9 protein-coding genes are annotated in these 16,132 nt (G+C 69.6%); 5 read left to right on the top strand and 4 right to left on the bottom strand.

Features of this window, described 5'->3' with window-relative positions:
• Nucleotides 1-390: 390 nt before the first annotated feature.
• On the bottom strand, nucleotides 391-3,816 hold the full coding sequence (locus tag HDA44_RS05585) for an error-prone DNA polymerase (protein ID WP_184831916.1): 3,426 nt from the start codon (nucleotides 3,814-3,816) through the stop codon (nucleotides 391-393).
• Between the two features lie 109 nt (nucleotides 3,817-3,925).
• Here HDA44_RS05585 and HDA44_RS05580 point away from each other — a divergent pair, with 109 nt between their 5' ends.
• The 5 genes from HDA44_RS05580 to HDA44_RS05560 all read left to right on the top strand — a co-directional run bounded on the left by HDA44_RS05580 (nucleotide 3,926) and on the right by HDA44_RS05560 (nucleotide 7,327).
• On the top strand, nucleotides 3,926-4,495 hold the full coding sequence (locus HDA44_RS05580; protein WP_184831914.1) for a winged helix-turn-helix domain-containing protein: 570 nt from the start codon (nucleotides 3,926-3,928) through the stop codon (nucleotides 4,493-4,495).
• Entirely contained in the window at nucleotides 4,485-5,702 is a 1,218-nt protein-coding gene (locus HDA44_RS05575) for an MFS transporter (RefSeq protein ID WP_184831912.1), read from the top strand. Before HDA44_RS05580 ends, HDA44_RS05575 begins: the two co-directional genes overlap by 11 nt.
• A gap of 186 nt (nucleotides 5,703-5,888) precedes the next feature.
• Complete coding sequence (locus tag HDA44_RS05570) at nucleotides 5,889-6,680, top strand: GNAT family N-acetyltransferase (protein WP_184831910.1); 792 nt, start codon at nucleotides 5,889-5,891, stop codon at nucleotides 6,678-6,680.
• Nucleotides 6,681-6,682: 2 nt separating this feature from the next.
• Nucleotides 6,683-6,907: a translation initiation factor IF-1 gene (gene infA, locus HDA44_RS05565; protein WP_184831908.1), complete on the top strand. Its 225-nt coding sequence runs from the start codon at nucleotides 6,683-6,685 to the stop codon at nucleotides 6,905-6,907.
• A gap of 84 nt (nucleotides 6,908-6,991) precedes the next feature.
• Entirely contained in the window at nucleotides 6,992-7,327 is a 336-nt protein-coding gene (locus tag HDA44_RS05560; RefSeq protein ID WP_184831906.1) for a hypothetical protein, read from the top strand.
• Here the strand turns inward: HDA44_RS05560 and HDA44_RS05555 are convergent.
• From HDA44_RS05555 to HDA44_RS05545, 3 genes are read right to left on the bottom strand one after another with little or no spacing between them, the layout of a single operon-like run.
• The gene (locus HDA44_RS05555; protein WP_184831904.1) at nucleotides 7,324-8,445 is read right to left on the bottom strand and encodes a baeRF11 domain-containing protein; all 1,122 of its coding nucleotides are present in this window, start codon (nucleotides 8,443-8,445) and stop codon (nucleotides 7,324-7,326) included. The two genes, HDA44_RS05560 and HDA44_RS05555, sit on opposite strands and share 4 nt — an antisense overlap.
• A 15-nt stretch (nucleotides 8,446-8,460) precedes the next feature.
• Nucleotides 8,461-10,572: a transglycosylase domain-containing protein gene (locus tag HDA44_RS05550; RefSeq protein WP_184831902.1), complete on the bottom strand. Its 2,112-nt coding sequence runs from the start codon at nucleotides 10,570-10,572 to the stop codon at nucleotides 8,461-8,463.
• A 21-nt stretch (nucleotides 10,573-10,593) separates the two neighbouring features.
• Nucleotides 10,594-16,104, bottom strand: coding sequence for an ATP-binding protein (locus tag HDA44_RS05545; RefSeq protein WP_184831901.1), 5,511 nt, complete (start codon nucleotides 16,102-16,104; stop codon nucleotides 10,594-10,596).
• Nucleotides 16,105-16,132: the final 28 nt, after the last annotated feature.

The following is a 16,132-nucleotide window of genomic DNA, read 5'->3' as shown; positions in this document are numbered from 1 at the left end:
TCAGGGCGGTCAGCGGTGTCACAGACGAGGATGCTGCCCGTACATCGACAGTCGGCGCAATGACGATCGGGAAAACTGCAGCTTTTGACATCGGGCAGCCCCGACGGCCACCGACGACAGGGTCCGCGACGGCGCCTGGGTCGCCGAGGTGACCGGGCTACTGGACCTGTCGAAGTGGCCGAAGGAGGATGCGCGTGATCGCAGTTGCGAATCACCGATGTTGACGGACACACAGGCTGAACACCGTCCCCCTGCCTGAACGACCAAGGATCGCCCCGGCCGGAGCCGGCATCCACCGTGATGACGCTCGGCGAACTGTCACACCCCGCTGTGAGAATCGGGCCCAGCGCACGACCCCAACACCCACCCGGCCGAACTCGGGTGGCGCGGTCAGCGGAAGTCGCGGGACTTGGTGCGGGCGGCGAGGGGCAGGCGTTGGAGGTGTTCGGCGGAGAGGTTGGTGACTTCGCCGGCGCGTTCTACCCGGCCGCGGATGATCAGGGCGGCGGCGTTGCGGGCGACGGCGGCGTGGTGGTGCCAGCAGCCGACGGTGATGATGATGTTTGCCATGCCGGTCTCGTCCTCGAGGTTCATGAAGGTGACGCCGGAGGCGGTGGCGGGGCGCTGGCGGTGGGTGACGACGCCGGCGACGCGAACGCGGGTACCGTTCGGCACTTCCTTGAGCTGGGCCGCGGACAGGATGCCTTCGGCGCGGAGCTGGTCGCGGACGCGTTGCATCGGATGGCTGCCGGCGGTGATCGACGTGGACCACAGGTCGGCCATGTCGGCCTCGACGTCGCTCATCCCGGGCAGGGTCGGCGGTGGGCCGGCCGCGGTGACGCCGGCCAGCTGACCGGGACGTTCCTCGGCTGCCCGGCCGGCTTCCCACAGCGCCTGCCGCCGGTCGAGGCCGAAACAATCGAATGCCCCCGCGGTCGCCAGCGCCTCGACCTGCGCGGCGGTGATCCCGGTCCGGCGAACCAGGTCGGCCATCTCGGTGAACGGCCCGCCGCGGTCCCGCTCCTCGACGATCAGTTTCGCGCCCTTCTCCCCGACCGTCCGCACCTCAGCCAGCCCGAGCCGGACCGCGAACGCGCCGTCCCGCCGGTGCGTCGTGGTGTCGAAGGGAGTGTCCGGATCGAACGCACCGACCGGCGGCTGCGGGTCGGCCAGGCACGAGTCCATCCCGGTCGGCCCGGTCAGCTGCTGCCCGTCGACCAGCAGCTCCAGCCCGGCGTCGACCCCGGACCGGTGCAACTCCGGGCGGCGGATCTCGACCCCGTGCCGGCGGGCATCCGCGACCAGGGACTGCGGCGAGTAGAACCCCATCGGCTGAGCCCGCAGCAGCGCGGCCAGGAACGCGGCCGGGTAGTGCAGCCGCAGCCACGTACTGGAGTAGACGAGCAGGGCGAAGCTGATCGAGTGCGACTCGGCGAAACCGAAGTTCGCGAACGCTTCGATCTTGGCGTAGATCTCGTCGGCCAGCTCCCCGGTGATCCCGTTGCCCGCCATCCCCGCGTACAGCTTGTTCTTCAGCGACGAGATCTTCTCGATACCGCGTTTCGAACCCATCGCCCGGCGGAGCAGATCGGCCTCGTCGCCGTCGATCTCGCCGACCGCCATCGCCATCTGCATCAGCTGCTCCTGGAACAGCGGCACCCCCATCGTCCGCTCCAGCACCGGCTGCAGCTTCGGGTGCAGATAGGTGATCGGCTCCTCCCCGGTCCGGCGCCGGATGTACGGATGCACCGCGCCACCCTGGATCGGACCCGGCCGGATCAGCGCGATCTCGGTGACCAGGTCGTAGAACCGGCGCGGCTTCAACCGTGGCAGCGTCGCCATCTGGGCCCGGGACTCGACCTGGAACACCCCGACCGAGTCCGCCCGGCAGAGCTGGTCGTACACCCCGGCTTCCTCTCGTGGGATCGTGTGCAGCTCCCACCCCTCACCGACCTGCTCCTTGACCAGATCCAGGCAGTACCGCAACGCGGCGAGCATGCCGAGCCCGAGCAGGTCGAACTTCACCAGCCCCATCCAGGCGCAGTCGTCCTTGTCCCACTGCAGAACGGTGCGTTTCTCCATCCGGGCGTGCTCGATCGGCACCACCTCGCCGACCGGCCGCTCGGTCAGCACCATCCCGCCGGAGTGGATACCCAGATGCCGGGGGAACTTCAGCAGCTCGGTCGCCATCGTCACCACCCGCGGCGGGATGTCGTGCTCGGTCGAGGTGATCTCCGGGCTCCAGCCGTCCACCTGTTTCGACCACGCGTCCTGCTGACCGACCGAGTACCCCAGTGCTTTGGCCATGTCGCGGACCGCCGACTTCGGGCGGTAGGAGATCACATTCGCGACCTGCGCCGCGTTGCGCCGCCCGTACTTGTCGTAGACGTGCTGGATCACCTCCTCCCGGCGCCCCGAGTCGAAGTCGACGTCGATGTCCGGCTCCTCGGCCCGGGTGGTGGCCAGGAACCGCTCGAACGGAAGGTTGTACAGAATGCTGTCCACCGCGGTGATCCCGAGCGCGTAGCAGACCGCCGAGTTCGCCGCCGATCCCCTGCCCTGGCAGAGGATTCCGTGGTCGTGCGCGAACCGGACGATGTCCTCGACGATCAGGAAGTACCCCGGGAATCCCTTCTCCTCGATGACGTCGAGCTCACGCTCCAGCCGCTCGTACGCATCCGGTCGCTCCGCGCGCGTCCCGTACCTCCGCGCGGCGCCCCGGAAGGTCAGCTCCCGCAACCACGACATCGGGTCGTGGCCGTCGGGCACGTCGCGCAGCGGCAGCTTCGGTTTCGCCCGGGCGAGGTCGAACGCGAGCTGATCGGCCAGCGTCACCGACCGCGCCACCGCACCCTCGTACCGATGGAAGCGCGCGGTCATCTCCGCGCCGGACCGGAGGAACGCCGCCCCGCTCGGCGGCAGCCAGCCGTCCATTTCGTCCAGGTCGCGGCGGGCCCGGACCGCCGCGAGCGCGGCGGCCAGCTGATGCCGGCTGGGATCGGCGTAATGAACGTTGTTCGTGGCAACGACCGGGAGGCCGCGGTCGGCGGCCAGGGCGGCAAGCACCCGGTTCCGGGTGGTGTCCGTGGGCAGGTGGTGGTCGATCAGCTCGACCACCACCCGATCCTTGCCGAACAGGGCAGTCAGCCGGTCCAGCTCCCACGCGGCCGCGGCCGGCCCGTTGGCGTGGCCGCCGAGCTCGAGCGCCTGCCGGACCAGACCCTTGCGGCAACCGGTCAGGATCACCCAGTGGCCGGCGCCCTTCGCCGCGAGCCGCTCCAGCGAGTAGACCGGCTTCCCCTTCTCCCCGCCGGCGAGCTGCGCCTCGGTGATCTCACCGGCGAGCCGGTGATACCCCTCCTGTCCTTCGGCGAGCACCAGCAGGTGACTGCCCTCCGGGTCGGGCACCCCGTTCTGCGGACCGGTCAGGTCCAACGACAGCTCCGCCCCGAACACGGTCGGCAACCCGTACGCCGCCGCGGCCTCGGCGAACCGGGCCGCGCCGTAGAACCCGTCGTGATCGGTCAGCGCCAGCGCGCGCAAACCCAGCCGGACCGCGGTCTCGACTAGCTCCTCCGGCTGGGAAGCACCGTCCAGGAAGGAGAAGTTCGAGTGCACGTGCAGCTCCGCGTACGGCACCGAGTGCTCCGGCCGGCGCACCACGTCCGGTACGTACGGACCTCGATGCTGGGACCAGGCCGGACTGTCCCCGCCGTCGGCCGTCACCGGCCGCCCACCGTGACTCCCCGGCCGCGACCGGTCCGACAACTTCCGCTCCAGCTCCGACCACTTGATCGGCGGATTGTCGTACCCCATCCTCAACACCTCCCGTCGGGCCCAAGAATAGAACATCTGTTCGAGCAAACGCCAATCGAAAGACAGAAGAAGTCTTCGCAAAGAACTCTTCTGGGTTTAGACTGAAGTCATGAGCGATCAACCGGACGACCTCGTCCTGGATGCGGCCACCCTGCGAGTGCTGGCGCACCCGATGCGGCTGACCCTGCTGGAGCATCTCCGCCAGCGCGGTCCGTCGACCGCGCGACAGCTCGCGGCGTACTACGAGATCGACTCAGGCGCGGCGAGCTACCACCTGCGGCGGTTGGCCGACGGAGGTCTGATCGAGGAGGACCGCGAGCGCGGCACCCGGCGCGACCGCTGGTGGCGGGCCCGGCATCGCTCGTCCGTCCACCAGCCTGCCGACAGCGATCCCGGCGAACGACAGGACAGCCGGGCGTACCTGAACGCGGTCCTGCTCGCGTACAGCGAACAGCTGCGGCGGCTGGCGTACACGGCACCGCTGCTGCCGGACGAGTGGTACGCGGCGGCCGTCTTCAGCAACTACACGATGCGACTGACACCGGCAGAGCTCAACGAAGCGAAGGCCGAGTTGGCTGCGGTGATCAAGAAGTACCGCGACCGGGACAACCCCGCGGGCGTACCCGTTGCCCTGCAATTGCACGCGTTTCCACTGCTAGAGCCGAATGATGACGCTTAGCAGCTCAACTCCCGTCGTCGCCTACCGGGACGGCAATGTGCTGCGCTGGGCGGCCGCCTACACCGCATCCGTCGGCGGCGACGTCGTCTTCTTTCTGACTCTGTCCTGGGCGGTGACGCGGGTGGCCGGGCCTGCCCAGGTTGGCGCGGTGCTTGCCGTCGGCGCCATCCCCCGGGCGGTGCTGATGCTGGCCGGCGGAGTGATCGCCGACCGGTACGGACCGCGCCGAGTGGTGTTGGGCAGCGACCTCGCCCGGTGTCTGGTCGTGTTCGGCGCTGCCGCGCTGATGCAGTTCGCAGGGGCCGGGTTACCGATGCTGTTCGCCATCGCGCTGGTCTTTGGCGTGATCGACGCACTGTTCATGCCAGCGGTCGGGGCGCTGGCGGGCCGGCTCACCGACCCGGGCCAGCTCGGCCGCGTTCAAGGGCTGCGGATGCTGGCAGTCCGGCTCAGCAACGCGGTCGGTCCGATGATCGCAGCAGTCGTGTTGACCGCTGCCGGAGTCGCCGCAGGGTTCGGTCTGGCCGGTCTGCTGTTCAGCTTGTCCGTTGGCCTGCTGCTGGTGGTGCGCCTCAACCGAGTACAACCCAGCGGCCCGTCGGCAGGCTCACCGTTGGGCGACCTCCAGGACGGATTGCGACACCTACGACGAAACCGGCAACTGGCCCGGCTGGTCCTGGTGGTTGGGCTCGGTGAGCTGTGCTTCAGCGGTCCGGTCGGCGTCGGCCTGGTCCTGCTGACCGCCGAACGGCACTGGAGCGCAGCCGTCCTCGGGTGGACGCTCAGCGCGTTCAGCATCGGCGGCGCCGTCGCCGGGATTCTGCTCACGGCTCTGACGCGTATCCCGCGAGCGGGCGTCGCACTCGCGGGCTCGCTGCTGGCGACCGCCGTTCTGGTCGGCGCCTTGGGGCAGGTCACCACTGTCGGCCTGCTCATCACCGGCTCTGCCGCACTCGGAACACTCAGCGGTGTCGCATCGGCGCTCGGCAACGCCCTGCTCCAACGCAAGACCGAGCCCCGCTATCTCGGCCGGGTCGGTTCGGTGACTTCGCTGTGTACGTTGGGTCTGAGCCCACTGCTCTACCCGATCGCCGGCGTGGTCGCGGCTGCCTGGGGAACCGGCATCTTCTTCGCCGGATGCGCGTTGGTCTGCCTGCTCGCGGCCGCAACCGCCGCGACCAGAAACATCCGTGGCTCGGAGCTTTAAACCAGTTGCCCACACCGGTAGATGCGCTGTTATCTTGCTGGGGTCCGTGACATCACAGTTGGAGGTGAGGCCCGATGAACGTTGCAGAGCGGTCGGTGCTCCCCCACTCGTGGTCACGGGCGGGCGATTGACGTAGGTGTCGTCGGGAGTACCAGCAGAAATCGGTACTTCCGAAGGGAAACACCTATGAACTCTTTCAGTACGGGCCTCGGTGCCCGCGCCGTGACGATCTGCCGGGTCGCGGACAACCAGTGGCACGCGGTACGGAACGATCTGGTCGTCGGCCGGGGCTACGCGGCCCGGCGGCTCGACGGGCGGACCTTTCTCAGCATCGACACCTGGCGGGACGCTGTCTTCGATCGGCTCGCGGTCGCGATGCTGGACGATCAGCCGGCACCCAGGTACACGGTGGTGGACGAAACCGACGCCGAGCTGATGGCCGGCTGGGGGCGGGCGGGGTTTGTCACCTGCCGTCGCGAGTCCGGGTACGTCGTACCGACCGATCCGCGGATCACCGGGCTGAGCGCGACGGAGACGCCGCCGGGGGTGCGCATCGAGACCCCCGCCGAAACGCCGTTGCGCGAGCTGGATGAGGCGATTCGCGCCGAGGTCGAGTCGGCCGTCGGCTGGCAGACGATGCCCGCGGAAGTGCTGCCCTGGCAAGGCGGTACGCGGCCGCTCGACCCGGCGAGCTACACGGTCGCGCTGCGCGACGGCCGGTACGCCGGGCTGATCCGGATCGCGGCGCGAACCCGGCGACCGCGGATCGGCCTGATCGCGGTCCTGGCCGCCGAGCAACGGCACGGCATCGCGAGAGCTCTGCTCGGTCACGTACTGGGCGGGCTGCACCGGTCCGGCACGGACACGGTGACCGCGGAGGTCGACGAAACCAACGAAGCGGCGATGCGGCTCTTCGAAGCGATCGGCGCCCAACGGAGCGGACGCGCGCTCGAGCTGGTCAACCGGGACGAGGTCTGATCATGCCCAGAAACGCAGGTGGGATCGAAATGGAAGGCATCGTCGTCGAGTGCCTCCGGAACGCGAACTTCCGGGTCGAGCTCAGCAACGGGCACAAGGTACTTGCCCATATCAGCGGCAAGATCCGGAAGAACTACATCAAGATCCTTCCCGAGGACCGGGTCCTGGTGGAACTCAGCCCCTACGACCTCGACCGGGGCCGGATCATCTTCCGCTACCGAAACTGAGACGAACCCTTGTCGCCCATCCCACACACCTCCCGTCCCGATCAAGACTAGAACATGTGTTCGATCAGGGGTTAATCTGAAAACATGTTTGGTCGGTTCACGGTTCGCCCGTCCGACGACGGAACCAGCAGGTTCGGCGTCTGGGACGGTGCGGTCAACGGGTGGCGTGCGACAGGGATCGACGACGAAGGGAAGGCGCGGGAGCTGGCTTCCGATCTTGATGTCCAGTACGACGCGCACGGACCGCGGGCAGCCGACGCGGTCCGGCACGTCGACCCCGCCCTACCAGTACAGCGGGCCAGCTGGTCGGCCGGCGTACTGGACGTCTGGGTCCGCGAACACGGCCAATGGATAGGCCGCTTCCGCGACGAGAACGGCAACGTCACCTGGGTTCCAGGCGCCGAACTCAGACAGCTCTAGAACGGGTAGCGGAAGATTGCGGCGGCTGGGGTGTTTTGGGGGACTTCGGTGGTGCGGACGGCGAGGACCTGGCCGCCGGACTGGAGGGTTCGGCGGGCGAGTTCGTCGATGACGCCGTAGCTGGTGGCGTCGTCGGGGGCCGGCGTGATCGCGCCGGTTTCCTCGTCGACCTGGCCGGGGAGTTTTTCGTCGATGTCGACGATCAGGGTGCCGACGGCGCCGAAGGTGGCGGCGCGGGCGATGGTGGCGAGGTCGGTGGAGGCGCGGCCCTGGGCGAAGCGCTGGTCGTACAGTTCACCGACGTCGGCCAGCTGCCGCGCGTAGATCTGGTCCAGTACGGGCCGCGCCGCCGCCGCGAGCTCCGCGTCGGTGGCCTCCTCCGGGCTGCCGGTGATACCGGGCGCGGCCAGGTGTGGATAGGTGTTGACCGACCGGTAGATCGCGTCCAGCGGTTCGGTGGCGGCGATGATCAAGGGCAGTTCCATCCCGGTCAGTACGCCGCGCAGCGCCTGGTCGATCTTCCGCGCGTACTGGCGCAGCCGCACTTTCTGGCCCTCGGAGCCCTGAATCCGGCCGACCGGCGCCCGGTCGGCGATCGAAGACTTGCCGGCCGCCGACGCCGCGTCCTTCGGCAACCCGGGTACGTCGACCGTGAACGGCGGACCGTCACGCGTCACCTCGACGAGCCGCACGGCTCCGCCGGCCAGCGCGAGTACGAACGCCGCCTGCGGAAACGTCACCGCCCGCAGCAGCGGCTTCAGGTAGAACCGGTCCCCCACCTCGACCAGACTGGTCAACTGGTTCGGCAGCCGGTACGTGGTGATGCCGCCCGACCACGCGAACACGGCCAGACTGCGCGCCTGCTCGGCCCAGAACCGGTTGTCCTCGACCAACTCGTCCAGCGACTCCCGGATCTCTTCGGCCGTACGCCGGTCCGCACCCGCCGCCTCGAACTGCCGGGACGCCTCCGTGGCCAGGTTCTTCAGCTCGATCCGGTCCGCCTGCGCGTCCTGCGTGACCGGGCTGGTCGGCAGATAGATCGAGACACTGAGCGGATCACGTGCCCCGATCAGCCGTTCGAGCTCTGTCCGTGCCGGAATGTCCGTGTGCAGCGTCATACGCCCTCCCCGATGTCAGCGGTTCGGCTTGGTCCCTGGTTTGTCGGATGCCGGCGGCTTCGGGTTCGGGTCGCCGATCATCTTGCGGGGCGGTGTGACGAAGCGTGCGTTCGGCAGGCCGCGGACAGCTCCCTGCATAGCGGTCTCCCAGAGCGGCCCGGCGGTACCGGAACCGGTCGGGTCGGCGATGTCACGGCCGTTCAGCGTGTGCCTGTACATCAGGTTCGTGTACGGCAGGCTGGCGTCGGCGACCACCGCGGCCGCGGCCAGGTTGGGCGTGTAACCGGCGAACCAGACGGCCAGGTTCTGCTGGATCGTTCCGGTCTTGCCGCCCATGTCCCGGCTCCCGAACCGCAGCTTGCCGCCGGTACCGCCCGGCATCATCACCGCGCTCAGCACCCGGTTCACCCCGTCGGCGACCTGCCGCGGCAGCACCTGCTTGCAGTCGAACCCAGGCCCCGGAACCGGCCGCCCGGCCTTGTCCCGCACCGACGTGACGACCAGCGGCTTGCAGTACTTCCCACGCGCCGCGAAGGTCGCGTACGCGTTCGACAGCATCAGCGGCGTCACGTACCCGACGCCCAGCGTCATCGACACCACCTGGTCCAGCGGCTTGATCGACTGCGCGTCGTACATCCCGAGGTGCGAGGCGATTCTCGCGATCGAGCACAGCCCGGTCCGCTGGGACAGTTGCAGGAAGTACGTGTTGGTCGAGTACCGCGCTGCTTCGACCATCGTCAGGTCACCGCTGTGGGTCGAGTTCTTCGGCTGGTACGTCGGGTCGCGGGTCCAGCCGGAGCAGGTCCGGAACCGCTGGTTCCGCAGGTCGATCTGCTCCGGTGAGTTGATCCGGTAGTCCATCGGGATGCCCTTGGACAGTGCCGCCGCGATCGTGAACGCCTTCATCGTCGAGCCGTTCTGGAACCCACCGTACCCACCGGCGTACGACTTCTCGACGTTGTAGTTGTAGTTGGTGTGGTACCGCCCGTTCCCGTACGGCTTGCTCTGCACCATCGCCTTGACCAGGCCGGTGCCCGGTTCGACCACCGTGATCGCGGCGACCGCGGTGTCGCGCGGCTTGGTGTGCTTCTCGATCGACGCCTGTGCCGCGGCCTGCATCTTCGGGTCGAGCGAGGTACGGATCAGCAGTCCGCCGGTCTTCAGGTAGTGGTCGCGGTCCTTGACGGTCGCGCCGAGCGCCGGGTTGGCGAGCAGCTTGGAGACCGCGTACTCGCAGTAGAACGGATACCGCGAGTTGGCGCACCCGTTCGGCACCGGCTCGACCTTGGCCAGGTCGATCGGCGTACGGAGTGCCTGGTTCGCCTGCGCGACCGTGATCACGCCGAGTTCGAGCATCCGTTTGATCACGACGTCGCGGCGGGCGGTGCCGCGGGCCAGGTTGTTCACCGGGTTGTACCCGGTCGGGTTCTTCACGATGCCGGCCAGCAGCGCCGCCTGCGGGAGGGTGAGTTCGGCGGCCGTGGTCCGGAAGTAGTGCTGCGCGGCCGCCTGGATCCCGTACGTGCCGGCGCCGAAGTTCGCCAGGTTCAGGTACCGCTCGAGGATCTCGTTCTTGGACAGCTCCCGCTCGACCGCGATCGCGTACCGCAGTTCGGTCAGCTTCCGCTCGTACGAGACCTCGGTCGCCTTCGCCCGCTGTTCGGCGGTCCGCGCCTTCTCGACCAGGCTCAGCTTCACGTACTGCTGGGTGATGCTCGATCCGCCCTGCTGCACCGTCCCACCGGACTGGTTGCGCAGCATCGCCCGGAGCGTGCCCTTCAGGTCAAGCGCGCCGTGGTCGTAGAACCGGGAGTCCTCGATCGCGACCATCGCCCGGCGCATCACCGGCGCGACCTGGGCGAGCTTGACCGGCAGCCGGTTCTGCTCGTACAGGGTCGCGATCAGGCTGCCGTCCGCGGCCAGAATCCGGCTGCGGACGGCCAACGGATTGCTCTGGAACTCCTTGGGCAGGCTTTGGACGGTGTCCGCGACACTCGCCGTGCCACGGCCGGCGAAGCCCGCGAACGGCACCGCCAGCCCGGCCGCCAGCGCTCCGGACAACACACTCACGCCGATGAACATGATCATCGACCGAGCCCAGCTGCGACCGCCCCTGTCGGCACGCATTACTCCAGGCTAGACCACCGATCACTCTCCGGGTACCCCGGATTTGATTGCCTCGATCAACTTCGGCCGCAGCTCCCGGGCGCTGATCACCGCGTCCACCGAGCCGACCTCGCGGGCCCGTTCGATGCTGTGCACGCGGTCGAACTCGGTCGCCACCTCGCCCAGTTTCTCTGCCCTGACGACGATCCGGACGTCCGCGAGCTCGGTCGCGAGCGCCGCCCGTTCCGCGCCGGTGGCGTCGCCGACCCGCTCGGCCAGCGCCGCGACCCGCGGGTCGGCGGCGGTCCGGGCGTCCACCTCGGCCGCGAAGACGACCGCCGCGGCCGGCGCGCCGCCGAGCACCGAGGCGAACGAACCCTCGACCGCGAGCACGGTCATCGACGGGTTCAGCGACTTCGAGAACACCACGAACGCGCCGCCGTGGTACCGGGAGACGACACAGAACACGATCGGGCCGCGGAAGTTCACCATCGCCCGCCCGATCTCGGCGCCGTACTCGAGCTGCAGGTTCCGCATCGAGTCCGGCGAGCCGTCGAAGCCGGACAGGTTCGCCAGCACCACCAGCGGCCGGTTGCCGCTGGCCGAGTTGATCGCCCGCGCGACCTTCTTCGACGACCGCGGGAACAGCGTGCCCGCGGTGTACGTGTCCGGGCCGTCGGTGGGCGGGAAGCCCCGGCGCGGCACCGACTTGGACTCGATCCCGACCAGGCAGACCGGGTACCCGCCGAGCCGCGCGTCCTGCACGACCGCGGTGTCCGCGTCGGCCATCCCGGCCCAGCGCTCCAGCACCGGGTGGTCCTGGTCGGTGACCGCCCGCATCAGCGTGCGGATGTCGAACGCCTTCTTCCGGTCCGGGTTGGTGGCCGCGGCGAAGATCTCGCCGACGGTCTTGAAGTCGCTCCCGACCGCCTCGTGCGGGTACGGGGTGACGTCGCGATCGATCGGGTCGGTGGTGGCCGCCCGGCGCGGACCGTGCTCCCCCGGTACGACGTAGGTGTGGTCGTAGTGCGTCATCAGTACGTCGCGGGCGCCCTTGAGGTCCGGCGCCCAGTACTGTGCCTGGCCGTTCGGCCCCATCACCCGGTCGTACCCGCCGATGCCGAAGTTGTCCTCGGCCGACACGCTGCCGGAGAAGTCCAGCGTCTGCTTGCCGGTCAGCACCATCGCGCTGTCCGGCGTCATCACCAGGATGCCCTTGGTGTGCATCAGCATGGTCGCCTCGGCGTTCCAGTACGGCTGCGCGCCCACGTTGATGCCCGCGACCACGACGTTGATCTCGCCGCCGTCCTGGGTGAACTCGACGATCCGCTTCAGCGCCTTCGCGACCCAGTCCATGTTCTCGGTACCGGAGTCCATCGAGATCCGGGCACCGGCGGACAGCGAGTACCACTCGACCGGCACCCGCATCCGCTCCGCGAGGTCGAGCGCCGCGATGATCCGTGAGCACTCCGCTTCGGCGACCGCGCCGAGCGCCTTGGTCGGGTCGCCGCTGAGCGCCACCCGGGTGACGCCTTCGGGGTACCGCTCGGTCGGCGTGGTGACCAGGCCGAGAATGACGCCGGCCTTGTTCAGGCCCTTGGCCCGGTCCACCGGTACCAGGTTGCCGGCGTCGTCCAGGTCGTGCTCCACGAACGTACCGCCCTGGCCCGCGACCATGCCGCTGACCTCGTACGGGTAGATCGTGTTCCGGCGCTTCGAACGCTGCACCTTCTGCGCGTAGTCGTCGAGCGGCAGCAGCCGGCCGGTCGGCGGCTGCTCGATCGAGGTCACGACACCGGCGCCGTGCTGGTAGTAGAACCGCGCGGCGACCGGGTTGATCGAACCGTCCGGCGCCGCGACGTCGCCCTGGACCAGTACCTCTTCGATCCCGGCGCCCGCGGTCATCGGGGCGATGTTGCGCTGCAGCGCGGTCACCTCGTCGACCTGGACGTCGACCACCGGCCAGATCTGCACCCAGACGTGGTTCATGTCGAGCTTCGCGCCGGCCGCGCCGCGCGCGGTCCGGGCCCGGCGGATCGCCTCCAGGCAGTTCGCGATCGCGCGCTCCGCGTGCGGCAGCGACGTGACCTGCCCGTCCTCGTCGCGGGCGACCGCGAACTGGCGTACCTGGGCCAGCGCGACCAGCCGCCGGTCGGCCTCGTTCTCGCGGGCGACGCAGTAATACAGCAGCACGTCCTCCGGCGCGTCCAGCCGGGTGATCCGGAAGTCCCGCAGCCGCCACAGGTTCAGGCGGCGGCCGACCATCGGGTGTACCCCGCGAACGTTGTCGTCCTCGACCATCGACCCGCCGGCCGGGCGATAGGTGAAGTACGAGACCGGCCCACCCGCGCCGGGCGCGACCGCGACCGAGATCCGGCGTACGCGTTGGGCGATCGGCAGGTCGGCGACCATCCGCTGGTACTGATCCGCGGCGTCCTGCTGCGACTCGGGCAGGTCCGGACCGTACAGATAGAGCTCGACAACTGCCTCGTGACCGGCCGGGCGGGCGTCGATCCGCGCGGTCAGCGCCTGTGACAGCGCACTGCCGGCGTCGGCCAGCTCCGCGACCGTACCGACCGTCGTGACCAGGTGGCTCGGACGGTCGTCGATCGTGTAGTCGGCGGTCGCGAACGGCCGGCCGTCGACCACGAAGTCGCGCAGGTCGTGCAGCTCGTACTCGCGGTAGTGCCGCCGGACGAGCACCTCGAGCATCGGCTCCCGCTCGCCCCAGCCACCCTCGAGCCGCTGCGCGAGGAAGCGCACGATCGGCTCCGGGATCGCGGCCAGCGCGTCGATCCGCTCCTGCCGGTTCGGCACGTCCGGCCGCGCGGCCAGCTCGGCGACCTCGTCGCTGACGCCGGCGATGATGGAGGCACGCTCGGCGTCCACCTGCGGCTGGTCGAACCAGCGGAACCGGACGCTCCGCGCGAGGTCACCAACCACCGGGAAGCGCAGCTGCGTCGCCAGTACCAGCCGGTCCAGCAGTTCGTGGACGGACTCGTCGAGCGGCGCGGCCGGCAGCGGCTCGGCGATCCATCGCTGCAGCACCGACGTCACCAGCAGTACGTCCGGAGTGGACCGCAGCTGGGCCAGGAAGATCCGGAAGACGGCCTCCTCCAGCTCCGGGCTCCGCTCCAGACCGGTCACGCCGTAGTTGCTCAGCACCCGAGTCAGCCGGGCCTGGAACTCGGCCGGCAACCCGCCACGATCCGGGTCGAGGCTCCGCAGGTACGTGTAGAAGTACTCGCGCGGACTGTGCACCCGGTTCTCGATGGTGGTGTCCGTACCGGCCGGGCGGTTCCGGCTCAGCTCGACGAAGTCGGCGAACACCGTCATCAGCTCGATCTCCGCGCCGATCGGCGGGCCGTCGTGCGCGGCCAGCTCGGCGCGGGCGGCGAGGTAGTCGGCCAGCATGCCGCCCTCGTCGCGCGGGTCGATGTCGAACCCGAGCAGCATGCTCCGCAGGTCGTCCAGCCCTCGCTCGACCCGCTCGGCCGCGGACTTCTCGCCGGTCCCGTTCGGCAGGTCCAGCTGGACGCCGTTGTGCACCGGAGCAGCTTCTTCAGCCGTCTCGTCCGCCACCGGCTCCAGCCGGAGCAGCGGCGCACCGGTCTCCACCTGGCTGCCCGTCGAGACGAGCAGCTCCTTCACGATCGCCTTGAACGGCGCGTACAGCACCGTCTCCATCTTCATGCTCTCCAGTACGAGCACCGGCGCACCGGACTCAACCTCCGCACCGGTCTGCACGGGCGTCGCCACTACAAGAGCAGGCGCGGGCGAACGCAGTACGCCGCCCTCGTCGCGGCTGACACGGTGCGTCACGCCGTCCACCTCGACCAGATGCACCGGACCATGCGTCGCGGTCACCAGCCGGAACCGCTGCCCGCCGACGACAAGCCGGCTCGTGTACTCGTCCAGCCGCTCCAGCTCGGCGTCCACCACCTTCAGGTGATCGTTGCCGTTCCCCACGCCGACCCGGAACCGCTCCGGGCCGATCCGCGCCACCGTCACCCGGTAGCTCGCGCCGCGCAGCTTCAGGTCGATCGCGCGACCGACCTCGTGCTGCACCTGCGGCCGGCCGCCGTGCGCGGTCTCCAGCAGCCGCGTACGTTCGACCTGCTCGGCGTCCTCGTACCCCTCGATCGCCGCCGCGACCAGTGCGATACCGGAGTGCCGGTGCGATACCAGGCGGCCCTCCGCGCGGACCCGGTCGATCCAGCCGGTGTCGGCGCTGCCGTCGATCACCTCGGGCTGGTCCAGCAGGTCGAGTACGAAACTCTTGTTGGTCGCACCGCCCTCGATCAGCACCGTGGTCGCGGACATCGCCCGGCGCAACCGCGCCAGCGCCTCATCGCGGGTCCGCCCGTACCCGATGATCTTCGCGATCATCGAGTCGAAGTCGGCCGGGATGCTGTCGCCCGCGCTGACCCCGGTGTCGACCCGGATGCCCGGCCCGGCCGGCAGGTCCAGGACGGCGATCCGGCCCGGCGACGGCGCGAAGTCACGGTCCGGGTCCTCGGCGTTCAGCCGGGCCTCGACCGCATGGCCGCTCTCCAGCGGCTTGCTGCCCTCCAGCCGGCCGCCGGACGCGACGTGCAGCTGCGCCTTGACCAGGTCGAACCCGGTGGTCAGCTCGGTGATCGGGTGCTCGACCTGGAGGCGGGTGTTCACCTCCAGGAACGCGAAGCTCTTCTCCCCCGGGTGGTACAGGAACTCGACCGTCGCGGCGCCCTTGTACCCGACCGCGAGCGCGAGCCGCTCGGCTGACGCCTTCAGCTCCTCGACCTGGGACGCGGCCAGCAGCGGCGACGCGGATTCCTCGATCACCTTCTGGTTCCGGCGCTGGACCGAGCAGTCCCGGACGCCGAGCGCCCACGCGGTGCCCTGACCGTCCGCGATCACCTGCACCTCGACATGCCGGGCGCCGGTGACCAGGCGCTCCAGGAACACCACACCGCTACCGAAAGCGCGGGCCGCCTCGTCGCTGGTTCGCGCGTACGCGTCGGAAAGCTCGTCGGCGGAGCGGACCACCCGGATGCCGCGGCCACCACCGCCGGCCGTTGCCTTCAGCATCAACGGGTAGCCGATCCGGTCGGCCGCCGCGAGCGCCGCGTCCAGCGACTCGACCGCGCCACGGCTCCACGGCGCCACCGGTACGCCGACCTCCTCGGCGATCAGCTTCGAGCCGATCTTGTCGCCGAGCTTGCGCATCGCCTCGGCCGAGGGGCCGATGAAGGTGACGCCGATCCGGTCGCACAGCTCCGCGAACGCCGGGTCCTCGGCGACGAACCCCCAGCCGACCCACGCGGCGTCCGCCCCGGTTTCCCGCAGCGCCCGCTCCAGCACGGCCAGGTCGAGGTACGGCCGCGCCGCCGCCGGACCCAGCGGGTAGGCCAGGTCGGCCTCCCGGGCGAAGGTCGCGGTGCGCTCGCTCTCGGTGAACAAGGCCACGGTTTCGATCGGGTCACCGCCTTCGGCGTTGACTTCCCGGACCGCGTTGATCAGCCGCATCGCGGCTTCTCCCCGGTTCACTATTGCGATACGCTTGAACATCGACCGCCTCCGTGTCTCACCCTGAGCT

This window comes from Kribbella solani (assembly GCF_014205295.1).
GTDB classification, from domain to species: domain Bacteria; phylum Actinomycetota; class Actinomycetes; order Propionibacteriales; family Kribbellaceae; genus Kribbella; species Kribbella solani.
Note: the sequence above shows the minus strand (reverse complement) of the source record. Positions and strands in the feature narration are given on the sequence as shown.